13 protein-coding genes are annotated in these 16,871 nt (G+C 71.8%); 11 read left to right on the top strand and 2 right to left on the bottom strand.

The genetic code is table 11. The features are described 5' to 3' along the window. The first annotated feature begins 140 nt into the window (after positions 1 to 140). From ACWDD7_RS19480 to ACWDD7_RS19445, 8 genes are all read left to right on the top strand, one after another. The gene (locus ACWDD7_RS19480; protein WP_450458224.1) at positions 141 to 1,166 is read left to right on the top strand and encodes an alpha/beta hydrolase; all 1,026 of its coding nucleotides are present in this window, start codon (positions 141 to 143) and stop codon (positions 1,164 to 1,166) included. Positions 1,167 to 1,170: 4 nt separating this feature from the next. Further along, complete coding sequence (locus ACWDD7_RS19475) at positions 1,171 to 2,445, top strand: LysR family transcriptional regulator substrate-binding protein (protein WP_450458223.1); 1,275 nt, start codon at positions 1,171 to 1,173, stop codon at positions 2,443 to 2,445. A 586-nt stretch (positions 2,446 to 3,031) separates the two neighbouring features. Further along, on the top strand, positions 3,032 to 4,894 hold the full coding sequence (locus ACWDD7_RS19470; RefSeq protein ID WP_450458273.1) for an ABC transporter ATP-binding protein: 1,863 nt from the start codon (positions 3,032 to 3,034) through the stop codon (positions 4,892 to 4,894). Positions 4,895 to 4,989: 95 nt separating this feature from the next. Then, entirely contained in the window at positions 4,990 to 6,468 is a 1,479-nt protein-coding gene (locus ACWDD7_RS19465; RefSeq protein WP_450458222.1) for an NUDIX domain-containing protein, read from the top strand. Positions 6,469 to 7,378: 910 nt separating this feature from the next. Continuing rightward, entirely contained in the window at positions 7,379 to 10,348 is a 2,970-nt protein-coding gene (locus ACWDD7_RS19460) for an alpha/beta fold hydrolase (protein ID WP_450458221.1), read from the top strand. 120 nt (positions 10,349 to 10,468) lie between these two features. Next, positions 10,469 to 10,660 (top strand): hypothetical protein, encoded by a 192-nt coding sequence (locus tag ACWDD7_RS19455; RefSeq protein WP_450458220.1) that lies wholly within the window; start codon positions 10,469 to 10,471, stop codon positions 10,658 to 10,660. An 85-nt stretch (positions 10,661 to 10,745) separates the two neighbouring features. Continuing rightward, positions 10,746 to 11,549: a 2OG-Fe(II) oxygenase family protein gene (locus ACWDD7_RS19450; protein WP_351870984.1), complete on the top strand. Its 804-nt coding sequence runs from the start codon at positions 10,746 to 10,748 to the stop codon at positions 11,547 to 11,549. A 100-nt stretch (positions 11,550 to 11,649) separates the two neighbouring features. Then, the gene (locus tag ACWDD7_RS19445; protein WP_351870981.1) at positions 11,650 to 12,489 is read left to right on the top strand and encodes a PhzF family phenazine biosynthesis protein; all 840 of its coding nucleotides are present in this window, start codon (positions 11,650 to 11,652) and stop codon (positions 12,487 to 12,489) included. Between the two features lie 10 nt (positions 12,490 to 12,499). Here the strand turns inward: ACWDD7_RS19445 and ACWDD7_RS19440 are convergent, their stop codons facing one another. After that, entirely contained in the window at positions 12,500 to 12,976 is a 477-nt protein-coding gene (locus ACWDD7_RS19440) for a RidA family protein (RefSeq protein WP_392216551.1), read from the bottom strand. A 404-nt stretch (positions 12,977 to 13,380) separates the two neighbouring features. On the opposite strand from ACWDD7_RS19440, the gene ACWDD7_RS19435 reads away from it, so the two are divergent. Both ACWDD7_RS19435 and ACWDD7_RS19430 read left to right on the top strand, forming a co-directional pair. Continuing rightward, positions 13,381 to 13,728: a hypothetical protein gene (locus ACWDD7_RS19435; RefSeq protein WP_450458219.1), complete on the top strand. Its 348-nt coding sequence runs from the start codon at positions 13,381 to 13,383 to the stop codon at positions 13,726 to 13,728. Continuing rightward, a complete protein-coding gene (locus ACWDD7_RS19430) occupies positions 13,725 to 14,687 on the top strand; it encodes an FAD-dependent oxidoreductase (RefSeq protein WP_450458218.1) in 963 nt (320 codons plus the stop codon). The genes ACWDD7_RS19435 and ACWDD7_RS19430 overlap by 4 nt, the downstream gene beginning before the upstream one ends. Here ACWDD7_RS19430 and ACWDD7_RS19425 read toward each other — a convergent pair. Further along, on the bottom strand, positions 14,677 to 15,756 hold the full coding sequence (locus ACWDD7_RS19425; protein ID WP_450458217.1) for a GNAT family N-acetyltransferase: 1,080 nt from the start codon (positions 15,754 to 15,756) through the stop codon (positions 14,677 to 14,679). The genes ACWDD7_RS19430 and ACWDD7_RS19425 overlap by 11 nt on opposite strands. A 442-nt stretch (positions 15,757 to 16,198) precedes the next feature. Here ACWDD7_RS19425 and ACWDD7_RS19420 point away from each other — a divergent pair, with 442 nt between their 5' ends. After that, positions 16,199 to 16,609, top strand: coding sequence for a hypothetical protein (locus tag ACWDD7_RS19420; RefSeq protein ID WP_450458215.1), 411 nt, complete (start codon positions 16,199 to 16,201; stop codon positions 16,607 to 16,609). Positions 16,610 to 16,871: the final 262 nt, after the last annotated feature.

Below are 16,871 nucleotides of genomic sequence, written 5' to 3'. Positions count from 1 at the left end.
TCTCCAGCGCCATCAGCCCACTGCGCAGCGCCGGCCATCGCGACCGCCAAGCACCTCGAACTGGGCTGGCACAGCTTGGCTACCGCCCAGGTCGCCACCCGGCTCTCCTGACGCACCCGAGGACGAAGGACCAGAAGGACATGACCACGCTCCACACCCGCCGTGTCACCACCGGCAGACTGACCCAGCAGATCACCGAGGTCCGGGACACCGGCGAACCGGTCGTCTTCGTCCACGGCAACGTCGCCTCCTCCGCGTTCTGGCACACCACGATGACCGCGCTGCCGGTCCGCTACCGCCCCTTCGCCGTCGACCTGCGCGGCTTCGGCGGCACCGACCCGCTGCCCGTCGACGCCACACGCGGCCTGCGGGACTACGCCGACGACCTCGCCGCGCTGCTCGAAGCCCTCGACATCAACCGGGCCCATCTCGTCGGCTGGTCCATGGGCGGCGGCGTGGTCATGCAGTACCTGCGCGACCGTCCGGCCGCGGTGCGTTCCCTGACCCTGGTCAACCCCGTCTCCCCGTACGGCTTCGGCGGCACCCACGACGTGGACGGAACCCTCAACTCGGCGGACGGGGCCGGATCGGGCGGCGGCACGGCCAACCCGGAGTTCGTCCGGCGGCTCGCCGAAGGAGACCGCGGCGCCGACTCCCCGACCTCTCCGCGCTCCATCCTCACGACCTGTTACGTCAAGCCGCCGTTCCACACCGAGCACGAGGACGCGTACGTCGAGTCCATGATCACCACACGACTCGGCGACGACCACTACCCCGGCGACAGCACGACGTCCGACGCCTGGCCCGGCATCGCACCCGGCACGCGCGGGGTCCTCAACTGCATGGCCCCGACCCACTTCCGCCTCGACGATCTGCATCTGCTCGACCCCAAGCCGCCGGTGCTGTGGATCCGCGGCGAGGACGACATCATCGTCTCGGACACCTCGATGTTCGACCTGGCGCACCTCGGCTCGATCGGCGCGGTGCCGGGCTGGGACGGCACCCCGGCGCAGCCGATGCTGGCGCAGACGCGTCACGTCCTCGACCGCTACGCGGCGGCCGGCGGCACGGTCCGAGAGGTCGCCGTGGCCGATGCCGGGCACGCGGTCCACCTCGAACGCCCCGAGGAGTTCGACAAGGCGCTGTTGAAGGCCCTGTCGGCATGACGATGTGCCGTGGCTCACCGGGGGCCGGCTCGACCTCGTACGACGGGACGAGCGCACCGGCGGCGTCGCCACCCGGCACACAGACGCCGCGGTGATCTACGGCGCGCCAGGCGGCAACACCCGCCTGCGCACGGTCGAGCTGGGCACCGAGGACCGGGTCGCGGCCGTGGGCCCGCGCCACCCGCTCGCCCGGCGAAGACGGCCGCACTGGGCGGAACTTGCCGGGCACGCCCTGGTGGTCAACAAGCTCAGCGGCACCGTCGGCCCGGCGTTGTGGCCGCCCGGGGCACGGCCCGCGGTGGCACGTTCTGGCTGCCCGACCGCCCCCGCCCCACTCCCACCGCAGAGGCAGACGCGGGGAGGTGCGGCTCCGGCCGGCCCGGGACCGGGAAGTGGTCGCACGTCGTGGCCGGCGGCGGCCGCGAACTCGGCGACGGCGCTCTGCGCGGGATCGGACATGCCGCCGGGACCACAGCCTTTGGCCTGCTGGTCGTCTGGCGGCGAAGCCGCCACTGGTCTTGGAGTACGACCGCCGAACCGGACACGGAGCCAGGTCTCGTCACGAGTCCTGGGCGGTACTCCTGCCGGTCTTCGGGGGGCCACTGGTCCAGGGCCGCCGGGAATATCTCGTCGATGGCGCTCACTGGCCCGTCCCTGCGGCGGGGACGCCGTACATGCACGCGCAGCACTCGCACGCGCGCAGGCCGACCACGGGGTGTCGGGGCGATGCCATGCCCGCGTACCGGCGGACCGAACAGCGCGGTGCCCGCGGCGAGTTCTTCCTCACCACGGTCAGCACGCACGTGAGGTCGGAGAAGACGACGGCGGCTTCAGCGCCGCCCGCCCCGCCTCGGCCGACCCGGCGGGGTCACCGACCGGCGCCTGCGCCGCCTCGTACAGCCACGCGCTGCCGAACGACCCGGGGTACGGAGGGTGGAGCGGCCGGTCGGCGGCGGGCGCGGGCGAGAGCGGGGGCGGGGGCGGTGGGCGACCGCGGCGGTGCGGGGGTCGACACCGGAACCCGCCCGGTACCACCCACTGCCCGCGGCGGCCTACGGTCTGGGCAGCGGAAGCGCCGTTCGCGGAGCGGCTTCGGGCTGTCGCATCGGCAGAGGGCTTGTCGAGAGAGCGGGCAACGCCATTGCACCCATCACGTGTTCGAGTTCACGCAGTATGCTCCCCGCCGCGTCGCGTACGCGCGCAGGGACATCGCCACGCTCCGCGACAAGCTGGTGGTAGATCGGAGCGTCCTGAAACATGTTGTCCCTTCCAGTGGTGATCATGACTAGTACGGGCGCCGAGTCTAAAGGCTCTCCCGTGACGATCTGTCTGGATGATCGAACCTGACCTGTCTTCGGCGCTGTCGCGGACACCGGTGCCGAGCGGCTCGCACGACGGCCTGCGCGACCACCATCGGCGTTTCGGCCACGACGGTGCCCGACGGCCGGCCCGCGCGGGCAAGGGTCGATGTATCCGGCACGAACGCGTATTCGCCTGCCGCCGGGACTTCCCGTACGTCCGAAAGACGTGTGTTCGACACGGGGGCATGTGTCGTTGATCCCTGTGCCCCATCCGTCGTTCCCGGAGGCCACCGTGTTCCGCGTGCTCGATCCTCGGACCGTCCTTCCGCCCGCTCCCGCCACTCCTCCCCCGCCCGCGGTCACGCCGACGCGGGTCCGGCTCGCTGTCGGCTCCGTCCCTACGGCATGTCCGGATACGAGGTGGGCGGCATGAACAGGGCCACCGGTGAATCACCCGACGGCGTCCCCGAACCGCGCACCGCCCCACCGGCCCGGTCCCCCAGAGCCTCCGACCGCCCGGGAGCGGAGCAGGACATCGCGCCGAAGTCCGACAGCGAGCCGCAGATGCGGTACGTCGACCTGACCGGCAGCCGCGAGGCGGCCGGCCGCTCGATCCGGCTGCGTGACATGGCGCGGCGTCTGCCGCAGTTGGTGCGCCGCTCACTGGCCCTGGCCTGGCAGGTCGACCGGCCGGCGACCATCGGCCTCCTGGTGTGCCAGGCCGCCGGCGGTGTCATGCAGGCCCTCGGCCTGGTCGCCATCAGCGGCACCCTCACCGCGCTGCTCACCAGCACGGACGTCTACGACCGGCTCCTTCGGGCCTGGCCGTCGGTGGCCCTGCTCGCCGGTGCCGCCGGCATGCGCGCCCTGCTCGGCATCACCGTCAACTGGCTGTCCTCCCGGCTGGGCCCGCTGATGTCGCGCGAGGCCGAACAGCAGCTGCTGCTCGGCTGTGCCGAGGCCGAGTTGTGCGCCTACGACGATCCCGAATTCAACCGGGCGCGTGAGGCGGCCGACCGCGGGGCGCAGGTCACCGGGGACCTGATCGACGAGGGGCAGGACCTGATCGCCTCGGCGGCCTCGTTCGTCGCCGGCGCGCTCGTGCTGACCGGGGTGAACTGGCTGCTGCTGCCGCTCCTGATCGCGGCGAGCCTGCCGCAGGCCCTGGCCCAGATCAGTGCCGCGCGGGTGCGGTACCTGGCGAACCTGCGCAGCAACGGCGACCTGCGCATGCTGTCGGTGCTGCGCTGGCACATCTACAACAGGGACGCCGCCGACCAGATCCGCGCCGGGACCATGGCCCCGTTCCTGGCCGGCCGGTACCGGGAAACGGTCGCCCGGATCAACCGGGAGGACCGGACCGCGGCCGACAAGGGCGCCCGCATGTCCCTTGTCGGCGCGCTGTGCGGTGGTCTGGGGTCGGCCGTCGTATGGGCGGCGGTCGTTCTGCTGCTGGCGGGCGGGCACATCACCGTCGGCCACGCCGGGACGGCCGTCTTCGCCCTGCAGATGGTGGGCCAGTCGGTCCGCGGTCTGGTGGCCATCGGCGCGCGAGCCGTGCGTACGGGCCTGTACATGGACGACTGGAGCGACTTCCTGGAGCGGGCCGGCGGTTTCCGTATGCGCCGGGGCTCGCGCCGTCCCGAGCCGCCGAAGACGATCGAGGTCAAGTCGGTCACGCACCGCTACGCGGGCAAGGACCGCGACGCCCTGTCCGATGTCTCGCTGACCCTGCGCCGCGGGGAGGTCACCGCTCTGGTCGGTTTCAACGGGTCGGGGAAGTCGACGCTGTCCAAGCTGATCAGCGGTCTGAACCTGCCCACGGCCGGGGAAGTGCTGTGGGACGGGAAACCCGTCGGCGAGGCCGACCCGCAGGCCCTGTGGCGGCAGGTGGCCCTGGTGCCGCAGGACTACGCGCACTGGCCGCTGACCGTGCGCGAGAACGTGAACCTGGGGCAGCCCACGACCCGTGGTGACGCCGCGGTGCGGGACGCGTGCGAGGCCGCGGGCGCCGACGAGGTCGTCGACCAACTCGCCGCCGGCCTGGACACCCTGCTCGCACGCGAGTGGCTCAACGGCGAGGAACTCAGCGGCGGCCAGTGGCAGCGCATCGCGCTGGCCAGGGCGTTCTTCCGCGAGGCCGGGCTGCTGGTCCTCGACGAACCGACCGCGAACCTCGATCCCCGCGCCGAGTACCGCATCTTCCAGCGCCTGCGGGACCTCGCCCGGGACCGCGTGGTTCTGCTGGTCACGCACCGCATCACCAATGTGGCCGTGGCGGACCGGATCGTGGTCCTCGACGAAGGCAGGATCGCCCAAGAGGGCACCTACCACGAGTTGTCCCAACAGGACGGAATGTTCCGGCAGTTGCTTTCCTATCAGGTCACCTCCGAACCCGCCGAGGAGCAGCCCGGGACACCCGCGTGAGCGCGCCGGCGCCACTGCCGCCCCTTCCACCGCCATGGCCCCGCCCAGCCTGCCCACACCCCGCTCCCCGCTCCCCGCTCCGCCGAGGTGATGACGTGCCGCCCACCCGCTCCCACATCCGTACGACCACCGAGACGTACCTGGCCCGGCATCCGCACGAGCGGGACGCCCTGGCCGGGCTGCTGGCCCTCGTCGACGGCCCCGACGAGCCGACGAGCCGCACGACGCTGCCGAGCCACATCACGTACAGCGCGGTCGTCATCGACCGTGATCGACGCGTCCTGCACCTCGGGCACAGGGCATCGGGGAGGCTCCTCGCTCCGGGCGGGCACGTCGAGGAGGACCGGACCCTCCTGGGTGCCGCGCTACGCGAAGTGTGCGAGGAAACCGGCCTTCGTCCGGAGGATCTGTGCCTGACGACGCAGTTCCTCGGGATGCCGATCGACATCGACGTCCACGACATCGACGCCGACCCGGCCACGGGCGAGCCCGCGCACCGGCACGTGGACTTCCGCTTCGTCTTCTACCTCACGGCCGCCCGGCCCCCACGGCTCATGCTGCGGGACGAGGAGGTGTCCCGCGCGACCTGGCTGGCACTCACCGACGTCAGGTCACCGACACTGCGCGCCAAACTCCTGGACGCCGAACGCGACGGCCTCGACGGGCGGCCCGAGCCGGTCAACGCCTCCGCCTTGATCCACGACGGGAACGGTCGCTATCTGCTCCATCTACGAGATCACCGGGACGACATCTGGGAACCGTGGTCCCTGGCGCTGCTGGGCGGTGGCCGCGAGCCCGATGACGCCTGTCTGGAGGCGACCCTGCGCCGCGAACTCGCCGAGGAGGCGCCCGGTCTGGAGCCCACCGCCCTGACACCGTACGTGGTGGATGCGGCGACCGGTGTCGACGGCCTCGCCGTTCCGATCCAGGTGTACACCGGTCTGTGGAACGGACACCCCGACTCCGTGGACCTTCAAGAAGGTGTTTTTTTGCGGTGGTTCACCGTCGACACGCTCGACCGGGTGCGCCTGAGCCCCGGCCTGGCCGACCTGATCCGCCGGCACGCGGCCGAGCACCCGGCGCTCGGCGGCCCGCCCGCCCGAGGCCGTCGACCGCGCCAAGACGCACCCGCGGGGACCGAGCTCCACATCGTCGGGGTCCATCTCTACCTCCAGGACGAGCACGACCGGATCCTCCTCGGTCTGCGCCACCCCGACGCGGCTTACGCGGGCAAGACGTGGCACTTCCTGGCCGGGCACTGCGAACGGGAGGCCGCGGTCGGCTGTCTGGTGAGGGAAGCCGAGGAAGAGGCCGGGCTCCTCATCGACCCGGCAGGCGTCGATCTCGTGCACGTGGTCCACCTCCTCGACCCGCCCACGGCACGCCCGCGGGTCCAGCTCGTCTTCCGTGCCCGGTCCTTCACCGGCGTTCCCGAGGTCCTTGAGCCCGACCGGTGCGTGGAGTGGCGGTGGTGGCCGCCCACGGACCTCCCCCGGGAGCTGGTCCCCTACGCGCGCACCGCGATCGAGGGCATCCTCACGGGCCGCGCCTACTCCGAGCTGGGATGGTCCTGACCTCGGCCAAGCCGCCCGACCTCGGGCGCCGGCAGGACGACGCGTGGCCGCGACCGTGAGCAGGTGCCGCCGCTCACAGGGTGCCGTCGGCCCCGCGCCGCCCCTCAGCGCGGGCGAAAGCCGGTGGACGGCCGGTGGACGGCCGGTGCGTCCAGGCGACGGGCGTCCGAGGGGGCGTACACCAAGCCGGCGACCCTCCTCGCCGGACGGAGCGGGACGGGCTCGCCGCGCAGCGCTGTCTCGACGAATCGCCGCATGCGTGCGCCGCACCGCCGATAGAACCGCAGCGGGGTGCGGCGGCCGAACAGCCGCCATCCGAGGGAGACGAGCGGATCCAGCGCGGGCGCGCCCCGGGAATCACATGTCACCAGGAACTCCCCATGCCTGTGGGACAGTTCTTCACCACCCCGTAGGTGACCTTGCCGCTCTCCAGACGGTCGTCGAGGGTCTCGGAGGCCCACGGCGAGAACTCGCAGTCGCGGACCGGGCGGCAGGCGTGTGCCCAGGGGCCCCAGGCGCAGGAGGGCCTGGGGGCTGGGCCGGCAGCGGGGTGTGGTGAACGTCGGTGTTCCACGCGGGGTGGCGGGCCGGTCTCCCGCCCGCCGAGGGCGCGCCCACCCGCTCACCGCCAGCCGGCCCGGTGAACCCTTCACCGATCGCGCGGACCGTGTCCGCCGCGCAGGTCACCGGAGGCCCCTCGTGCACACGCCCGAGATCGATCACACGGGGAAGGTGCCACAGGCACGTTCCGCAACGCCCCCTCGTTGCGGGCGGGCGGTGCCACCCCTTCTTCCCCTCTGTCTTTTCATGGCTCCTCGACCACCCCTCGTGCATCATTGAACCGACTGCCACTTCATCTGCGATCGAATTCCTTCGACCTCAACACCCCTTATGACTGCGGAGGTTCGCGATGGCGTCGACGCGCGTCCATCTCGTGCTGGTGCACGGGCTGTTCTCCTCGGCCAAGGTGTGGAAGGCGTTCGAGACGCTCATCGCCGGCGACCCCGAGCTGACCGGCCGGGTCAGCGTTCATCTCTTCGAGTACGACTCCCCGCTCGGCCGGCTCCGGCCCGACCGCCGGGTCGCCGAGACCGACGACATCGCCGACCAGCTGGGCACCTTCCTGGAGACCGAACTCTCCGACGCCGAACGGATCGTGCTCGTCACGCACAGCCAGGGCGGCCTCGTCGTGCAGCGTTTCCTCGCCCGCAAGCTGTGGAACGGCGAAGGCGCCGAGCTGATCCGGATCAAGCACTTCACGATGTTCGCCTGCCCCAACACCGGTTCGGGCTTCTTCCTCACCGTGCGCAAGTTCCTGAAACTCTGGAACAACCCGCAGGAGAAGCAGCTGAGGCCCTTCGACCGGGCGGTGACGGAAGCCCAACGGACCGTCCTGGGCTCCGTGGTGCACGCCCGCGCGTACAGCGACACGGAATGCCCCATACCCGTGCGCGCCTACGGCGGCTCCGCCGACGACATCGTGCCCCCCGTCGTCGCCCGGGGCCTCTTCCCCAAGGGCGGCGTGGTCACCGCGGACCACTTCTCCATCGTCCAGCCCGCGGACCGCACGGCCGCCTCCTACCTGGCCGTGCGCGCCGCGGTGCTGGAGGTGGCCGACGCCGCGTCGGCCACGCCTGCCACACCGGCGACACCACGAGCCCTTCCTCCGGCGGCGACGGAGGAAGGCACCGTCGCCCCGCACGCCCCCGGAACCACGGCGGACACCACCGGCTCCGTCCCGTCACCCGCGTCGGACGCGCCGGATCTCGCCCCCTACCCGCCGCCGCCCTACGGCCAGCTGAGCGACGGTCAGCTGAAGGGGAAGGACCGGCAGGAACTCGTCGCCTACCTGCTGTCCGAACAGGCGCGCCGGCAGGTGCACATCGTGGCGGGCCTGGGCGGTTCGGGAAAGAGCCGGATCGCGCTGGAGACCGCCGAACGCGCCCAGCGCGCCGGACACCGCGTGTGGTGGGTGTCCATGCCCGAACTCAGCCTGCGCATGCGGATGATCGCACGCGACCTGGGCGCCCCGTCGATCAACGTGGAGCGGGCGTGGCTCGTCGGCCAGGCCATGGACCTCGTGTGGGCCTTCCTCGACGCATGCCCCGACCCCTGGCTGCTGATCTTCGACAACGCGGACGAGCCCGAACGGCTCGGACCCCCCGACGGCCCGGTCTCCGACGGGACCGGCTGGCTGCGCAGACCGCAGAACCCCAGGGGCACCGTGCTCGTCACCAGCCGGGTGCGCCGCCGGCACGCCTGGGGCGAGGCGGCCCGCATCCATCAGGTGCTGCCGCTGGACGAGAACGACGGCGCCTCCATGCTCCTGGAGCGGACCGGGGGCCTCGGCGGTACCAACGAGGACGCCCGCGGACTCTCGCGTGAACTGGGCGGCCTGCCGCTCGCCCTGCGCCACGCCGCCGACGTGATCAAAGCGGTCAACGAGAGCCAGATCTCCCTGGACAGCGACATCAGGAACTTCGAGACGTTCCGCCGTACCGTGAACACGTCCGCGGGCCAGAACGGACCGCATCTCAGCGAGCTGCTCGGCCGGGAGATCGTGGAGAAGGTCTGCGGCATCGGCATGAACCTGCTCACCGAGCACGATCTGCCCCAGGCCCCGACCCTGCTGAAGGTCTTCACCTGCCTGAGCATCGCCCCGATCCCCTACCGCTGTCTGCTGTCCGGACCCGCGCTCGCCCAGTCCCCGCTCTTCCCCGGTGCCACCGCCGAGCGCACCAACGCCGCGCTCGCCGGCCTGGAGGAACTCGGCCTCGTGGACGCCTACGAGCGCGCCGACGTGTCCCACCGCGAGCTGGCCGGCATGCTGACCCTGCATCCGGTGGTGCACGGCGTCCTGCGCGAGGACGAGGAGGTACGGGCGCGGCCCGCCGACTTCTACGGGGTCGCGCTGCGCATGCTCCTGTCGGCCACCGACCACCGCAACCCCGATCACCCCGCCAACTGGCCCCTGTGGGCCGTGCTCGCCCCGCACACGCTGGAAGTCTCCAAGGCGTGCCTGCTCGGTGAGCTACCGCTGTCGGACCGCACCGTGCGCACCGAGGCCCTGGAGCTGGCCCGGCTGACCGCCCGCTATCTCATCGCCACCGGTCTTCTGACCCCCGCGTACGACCTCGTCGTCCCGCTGATCGAACGCTGTGCCGCCTTCGGCTTCGACCCGGACGACCGCGAGATCCTCGGCCTGCGCCACGAACAGGGCCGCATCCACCTCGACCAGGAGCAGCTGTCCGAGGCCGAGCGGGTGTTGCGCCTCGTGGTGCGGGCGCGGGCCCGGATCCTGGGCGAGGATCACGCGGACACACTCGCCAGCAGGCACAAACTGGCCCGTGCGATCCACGAGCAGACGGGGCGGGAGGAGGAGGCCGAGGACATGCTGCGCTCCATCGTCGAAGCGGAGAAGCAGGTGCGCGGCCACGAGCACTACGACACCCTCGTCGTGCGGCACACGCTGGCCCGGTCCATGGACGCCCTCGGCGCCCACCGCGAGGCCGAGGCCGAGGCCCGCCAGATCCTCGACATCAGCCGGCGCAACCACTGGCCGCCGGCCACCCCCGAGGTCCTCCGACTGAGGGAGACCCTGTCGCACTCGCTGTTGAGTCAGAACCGTGCGGAGGAGGCGGAACAGGTGATCCGCGAGGCCCTGCGGGACGCCTCCCAGCCCTCGGACTCCAACCTCGTGATGCGGCTGCGCTACAACTTCGTCCTCGTCCTGCTGGGGATACGCGGGCGCACGCCCGAAGCGGTGAGTGAACTTCGTACGCTTGTGCACGACCTCGACCGGGTGGTCAGTTCCAAGCACCCGCTGTCCGTCCAGGCCAGAGCCCTCCTGGAGACGACGTTGCGGGAAATGCCGACCTGAAACCCCCGCGCCTCAAAGGAAGTTGACGGAAATGCGCGGCCCCGGACGCTCTTGCGCGTAGCCTGACGGTGCTTCACCCTGTGTGACGCGGCCCTTACTCGAACGCGCGGAGGTCCACCGATGGCTGCTCCCCCCACCGACACCTACGACGATCATTCCCTGACGTGGGGCGCTCCGGGGAGCGAGCTTGAGGGGCTCCAGGCGGAGGCGGGCCGGCGCATCGCGATGGAGGCGCTTGAGGCCGGACGCCAGGCGCTCGAACTCGACGCGAAGACCGCGTTCCGCGCGACCACGGGAGAACCTCCCTGGTAGGAGCGGCCGGAACGCCACCGCTTTCCGCTGTCTTTCAGAGCGTCGGGGGGAGCTACGAATGACATCAGGGACATCCGCTCGGGACATGCCGCGGGTCGCGCCGCACGATCCGTTCTTCCGCGTCGCCACCGCGACCGCCTTCACCCACCGGCTCCTCTCCGGCCTCGCCGCCGGACGGTACGCGGCCGTCCGGGTGCCCGGCTTCTTCTCCCCCGAGCGCTGCGACGAGGTCCTCGGCGCCCTGGAACGCAGGACGTTCGACTCGTACGGCACGGCACGCGTCCAGCCGCCGGTCATGCGCTTCGGTGTGGGGATCAGCGACCACATGGCGGACGGCGGGGTCGCCGACAGCTACTGGGAGGCGCTGGAAGGGCACGACCGGGCATGGCGGGCCCTCGACCTCTCCTTCGACCCCTTCGCCGTCTGCCGGGAGGCACTGGGCGCGCACTGGCCCGGCGGCGTGGCGGTCGGCCGGCGGGGCGGCCGCGAACTCGGCGACGGGGTGGCCAGGGAACCCAACCAGGGCTTCCTCGTCCACTTCGACGACGCGTCGCGCGAATACACCGAGGACCTGCTCGACACTCCGCTGATCGGCCAGTTCGCCTTCAACCTCTATCTCAGCGTCCCCCCTTCGGGCGGCGAGACGGTGCTGTGGCGGCACCGCTGGCAACCGGAGGACGAGGCGTACCGGCTGCCGGCCTCCTACGGGTACGACGAGGCGGTCGTGCGCGGCGCCGAATCCCTGGAGATCACCCCGTGCGTCGGTGAGGCCCTGCTGATCGACCCCCGCTACTTCCACGCCGTACGCCCCAGTCGGGGCGCCCGCCGGGTGGCGCTGGGGTTCGCGGTGGGACTCGCCTCGTCCGGGCAACTGGTCACCTGGGCCTGAGGGCGCCCGCCCGGCAACGGCCGGCGCACGGCACGACGTATCGACCGCGCTGTGGCAGAGCGCTTTGACGCACCGATGACGGAGCGACTACGTTCGGCCGATGGACATCCTGCGCTATGTGGCCTTCAGCAGCGACCCCCGGGGCGGGAACCCGGCAGGCGTGGTGCTGGACTCCGCCGGTATCGACGAAGCGACGATGGCCGCCACCGCGGCCGAAGTCGGCTATTCGGAAACGGCCTTCACCGTCCCGCGCCCCGACGGGTCTCTCGACATCCGGTATTTCAGCCCCCGGACCGAGGTCCCGTTCTGCGGCCACGCCACCATCGCGACGGCCGTCGCACACGCCTCCCGGCACGGCGTCGGCCGCCTGCTGCTGCACACCAAGGCGGGCACCGTCCCCGTGACCACCTCGACCGCCCCCGACGGTTCCGTCACGGCCACCCTGGTCAGCGTCGAGCCCCGTACGACGGACCTCTCCGACGCCGACCTCGCCGAGCTCCTCGCCGCCCTCCGCTGGTCCGCGGCCGACCTCGACCCGGCTCTGCCGCCCCAGGTCGCCTACGCCGGCGCCTGGCACCCGGTCATCGCCGCCGCCGACCGGGCGCGACTGGCCGACCTCGACTACGACATGCCGGCGCTCAACGCCCTCATGGCGCGCCGGGGTTGGACGACGATCGCCCTCGTGCACCGCGAGTCGGACACCGTCTTCCACGCCCGCAACCCCTTCCCGCCGGGCGGCGTCGTCGAGGACCCGGCCACCGGTGCGGCGGCCGCGGCCCTCGGCGGATACCTCCGCGGCAACGGACTCGTCGCGCCGCCCACGGTACTGACCGTCCACCAGGGCGTGGACATGGGCCGCCCGAGCCTCCTGACGGTGGGAATCCCGGCGGACCCGTCCAGCGGCATCGAGGTGACGGGCACGGCGGTCCCCATCTCCTGAACGGTCCCGGCTACCGGGCGTCGTCCTCGGACACCTGGAGGAGTACCTCGATCTCCACCGGCGAGTCGAGCGGCAGGATGTTCATGCCGACGGCACTGCGCGCGTGCCGACCCGACCGGCCGAACACCTCGACGAGCAGGTCGCCCGCCCCGTCCACCACCTCGGCCTGCCGGATGAACCCGGGGGCCGAGGACACGTAGCCCACGACCTTCACCACCTGTACCACCCTTTCGAGGGGTACCACCGAGTCGGCGGCCGCCAGCGCCGCCAGCGCGCACTGCCTGCTCAGTTCCCGGGCCCGCTGCGGCGAGATCTCCGCCCCGACCCTCCCGGTCGCGGTCATCTGCCCGTCGGTCAACGGGATCTGGCCGGAGACGAAGACGTACGCGCCGCTGCGCACGGCCGGAACGTACGCCCCCTTGGGCGCGCTCACCTCCGGCAGTCGCAGCCCGAGCCCGGCCAGCCTTCGGCGGATGTCGGCGCTCACAAGTCCCTCCCGGTACCTGGACGAAGAGCACCATCGTGGCACCGCCCCGGGCTCATGGCGGCCGTATCGCCCTGTTCGTCGTGTCCGCGCAGCGGCCGTCCGCCTTCGAAGCCGGCCTTCCGCCTTCTTTCAGGCAGGAACACGTGGCCTCTAACCTGAGTTCCCCGGGACCACCACCGTCGGATGAACCCGGGGGATCGGACGACGCCATGGGAACACAGGACCCGGCAGCTGCCGCCCGGCCGCCCGCGCCGCTCGATGCGGGCGGGGGGACGGCACGGCACCCGGCAGTGAAGCTGGAGTGCCTCCGGCCGACCGGGTCGGACGCGCGACCGGGAGGGTCGCCGCCCAGGGGCCGACGCCGGCGGCCGGTCCGCCGCCGCCCGGTCGCCGCGGGTCGGCGGGTGCCTGGCGATGTCGGCGCCACCGTCGCCGGCGGACCGGCCGACGACGTCGAGCCGGGCCCGCCCACCGTCGGCCTGGTCGCGCGGTACGTCGACGGGCTGGTCACCGTCACCGGGACGGAGATCCGTCACGCACTCCGCTGCCTCGCCGCCGGCCGAGGCCATGTCACCGAGGGCTCCGATGCCGTCCCGGTCGCCGCCCTGCGCCTAGGGAAAGTGCCGTCGTTCGGCCGCACGGTGGCGGTCGTCTCCGGCCGTGGCATCGCTCTGCCCGTCCTGGCCTCCGTACTCGCCCGGCCCCGCCCCGAGAAGGCGTCCCGCCCGCGCGGAGAGGACGTGCGGCCGTGAGCGGTGTCGTGGTGATCGGTGCCGGGGTGATCGGGCTCACGACAGCCGTGTGCCTGGCGGAAACCGGTGTCGACGTCCAGGTGATCAGCGACCGGCGGCCGGGGTCGACCACCTCGGCCGCCGCCGGCGCCATGTGGGACCCCTATCTCGCGGAGCCCGCCGCGCTGGTCGAGCGCTGGAGCCGGGACACCCTGTCGGTACTGGGCGAGTTGAGCGCCGAGACGGACACGGGCGTCAGCCTCGTGGAGGGCACGCACGAGTCCCGGCTGCCGCGCGAACTCCCGGCCTGGACACGTCTGGTCAAGGCGCGCCCGTGTCCCGCCGACGAACTCCGGCCCGGTTACGTCACCGGGTGGCGGTATCGGGCGCCGGTCATCGACATGCCCCGATACCTCGCCTACCTCGTCCGGCGGCTCGATCGGGCCGGTGGGTGCATTCGGTACCGGAGGTACGCGACGCTCGACGAGGCGACGCACGGGCCGGCCCACGTCGTTGTCAACTGTGCGGGCGCCGGTGCCCGGTCGCTTGCCGCCGACCCCCTGGTCGACGCGGTGCGCGGCCAGTTGGTCGTGGTGGAGAACCCCGGTGTCCGGTCGTTCTTCTGTGACGACACCCCGGACGCGGACGTCCTCACGTACATCTATCCGCACAGGGACGCGGTCGTCCTGGGAGGGACGGCCGAACCGGGCAGCTGGGATGTCAGGCCTGACGAGGACGCCGCCCGGCAGATCGTGCTGCGCTGCGCCGAAGTCGAACCCGCGTTGGCGGGCGCTCGGGTGATCGAGCACCGGGTGGGGCTGCGCCCGGTGCGCCCGGAGATCCGCTTCACGGAGGAGTCCCGGGGCGGCACACTCGTCGTGCACAATTACGGTCACGGCGGCGCCGGGATCACCCTCTCCTGGGGGTGTGCGCGGGAGGCCGCGGGACGTGCCCGGCGAGCCATGGGGATCACGCCCTGATCTGCCACCGTCGACGGTGCTCCGCGATCCCCGCCTCCGCGCCCTGGCGAGCAAGGTACAGCCAGGTGCGCAGGGCCAGGGTGGCGGCCAGGACGGCGGTCCAGGGCCAGGTCACCGTCCCGACGGCCACCATGGCCGCGCCGACGCTCGGGGAGACCCCGGTCAGCGCCATCAGCGCGACCTCGGCCCTGTTGTGCCGGAAGCGGTGGGCGATGGAGAACTCGGATCGCTCGTAGCCGATGATCGCGCCGCTGAGCAGGGCGGCCAGCACCATGGTCGTCCACGGATTCCGGCTGACTTCGGCGTAGGTGACGGGAAGCGAGATCAGGAACGGGAGTACACCGCCGTACTCGGACAGTACGTTTCCCCATTTCATGATCCTCCCGAAGGAGTTCGCCCGAATGCGGGCGAGTTCTCCGGACGCGCTCGCGTAGACGATCAGCGAGAGCATGGTGCTGAAGGTCGCGCCGATGAGGAGGAGGCGCACGTCGTCGGGGAACCGGCTCGACGTGAAGGAGAAACCCAGGATGAATGTGATCGCCGCCAGCAGTGATCCCGAGAAGGCGATACCCGCGGCGGCCTCCCCGGACTGAAGCGAGGCGGGGTCGTCGCGTTCGAACCGGGCGATCTCGAAGGCGGGGAGACCGGCCAGTTCCACCAGCGCGGTGACCGCCTGGTCGGCGGGTGCGAGAGAGTCCACGAGTTGCTCCGATGCCGCGACCGGCACGAGGTGGCGGGCATCGGGATCGATGTACTCCACGGGCAACTTGTACTGGTAATGGATGAGCAGTTCGGCGTCGGTACCCGTTCTCAGGGTCCGCGTCCCTATGAACCCGCGAGCCAGCAGGAACCGCATCACCTCCAGTTCCCGGGTTCCGGCGACCGCGGAGACGAGCGACCGCTCCTGCGGCCTGTCCGGAGCCCGTTCCAGGATCTCCCGCAACAGACGGGACGCGAGGCCCCGCCGCCGGTTCCCGGGGTGGACCGCTATCACGAACAACCGCACATGTGCGGCCGAGGGAATCTCGGCAGCCGCGCAGCCCACCAGCGCTTCGTCGGCCTCCGCCACCTGGACCAGCCCATGCGTTACGGCGTGGGCCAGATGCGTCGGCGACGGCACAGCGGACGGCCCGCACCATTCGGTCAGAAGCCCGCACAGCCGGGACAGGTCAGCTGGACGCGCCGGCCGGGTGGAGATGACGTCCATATCGCCCCGTTCCCTACTTCTGCCCGCGCCCCCAGGGCCTTTGCCCCTCGTACCGTGCCCCTGCGAGCCGATCGGTAATCGGCGCTGGTGGCGGGGTCCCGCCGGGGTCGGCCCGGCCCATGCGACGCGAGCCACCGAGATGAAACGATTCACCACACTCTGAGCAAACATGGCTGAAATCGGGAGACTTGCCCGGAACCACCTGTCTGCTCCTTACGTCACGAGTAGAGAGAGAAATGCCGTGCCGACGGACTCGCAGGACTCTTCGGGGGTCATCCGTCGGCCGACGGAAAGGGTTCAGGTGATGTCACGCAAGCGTCTCGCCCTCGCCGCCGCCGGACTTGCTCTGGCAGCCGGGCTCATCGCGCCCTCGGCAGCGATCGCGGCCCCGGGCGCCGGCCAGGTCCACGCCACCGCCACCAAGTGCAGCGGCTGGAAGGAGATCCACATCAAGGGCGGTGCCGCCAAGTACATGGAGTGCACGAAGAAGGTCAACGGCACGTCGTACGCCTCCGGGGCCTTCTACCTGTGGGACACCAAGCGCGACGGCAAGGCCGTGCAGGCGTACGCGGAGACCGACTACAACCACTGGTACGGCGACGACGTGACCTGGCAGCACTTCTACGGCTGGGCCGACGACACGCACGGCAGCCCGAAGATCAGCACCGGCTGGCACCGGGGCAACGACTTCGGCCTGGTGATCGAGCTGAAGTGACGACCGCGCCGTCCTGACGACCGGGACCGCCCGGCGCGTGGCGGATCACGCGCCGGGCGGTCCCGCCCGATCGGCACGGTCGCCGCACCGGCCGCCCGGACTCCCGCGCGGTAGCCCCCGGGCCACGAGCGAGGCTGAGGGCTCGTCGGTCCGTCCCGCCGACTCATGCCCGCCACAGGCGGGTTCGGGCACGCGCCATGGGGCCGCGGGGCGCCCGTGAGCTCACGAGGCGACGGTCCGGGCGCCGGGTCCGGTGCTGCCG

Source organism: Streptomyces sp. NPDC001056, assembly GCF_053598955.1.
This window is presented reverse-complemented; position numbering and strand designations above follow the sequence as displayed.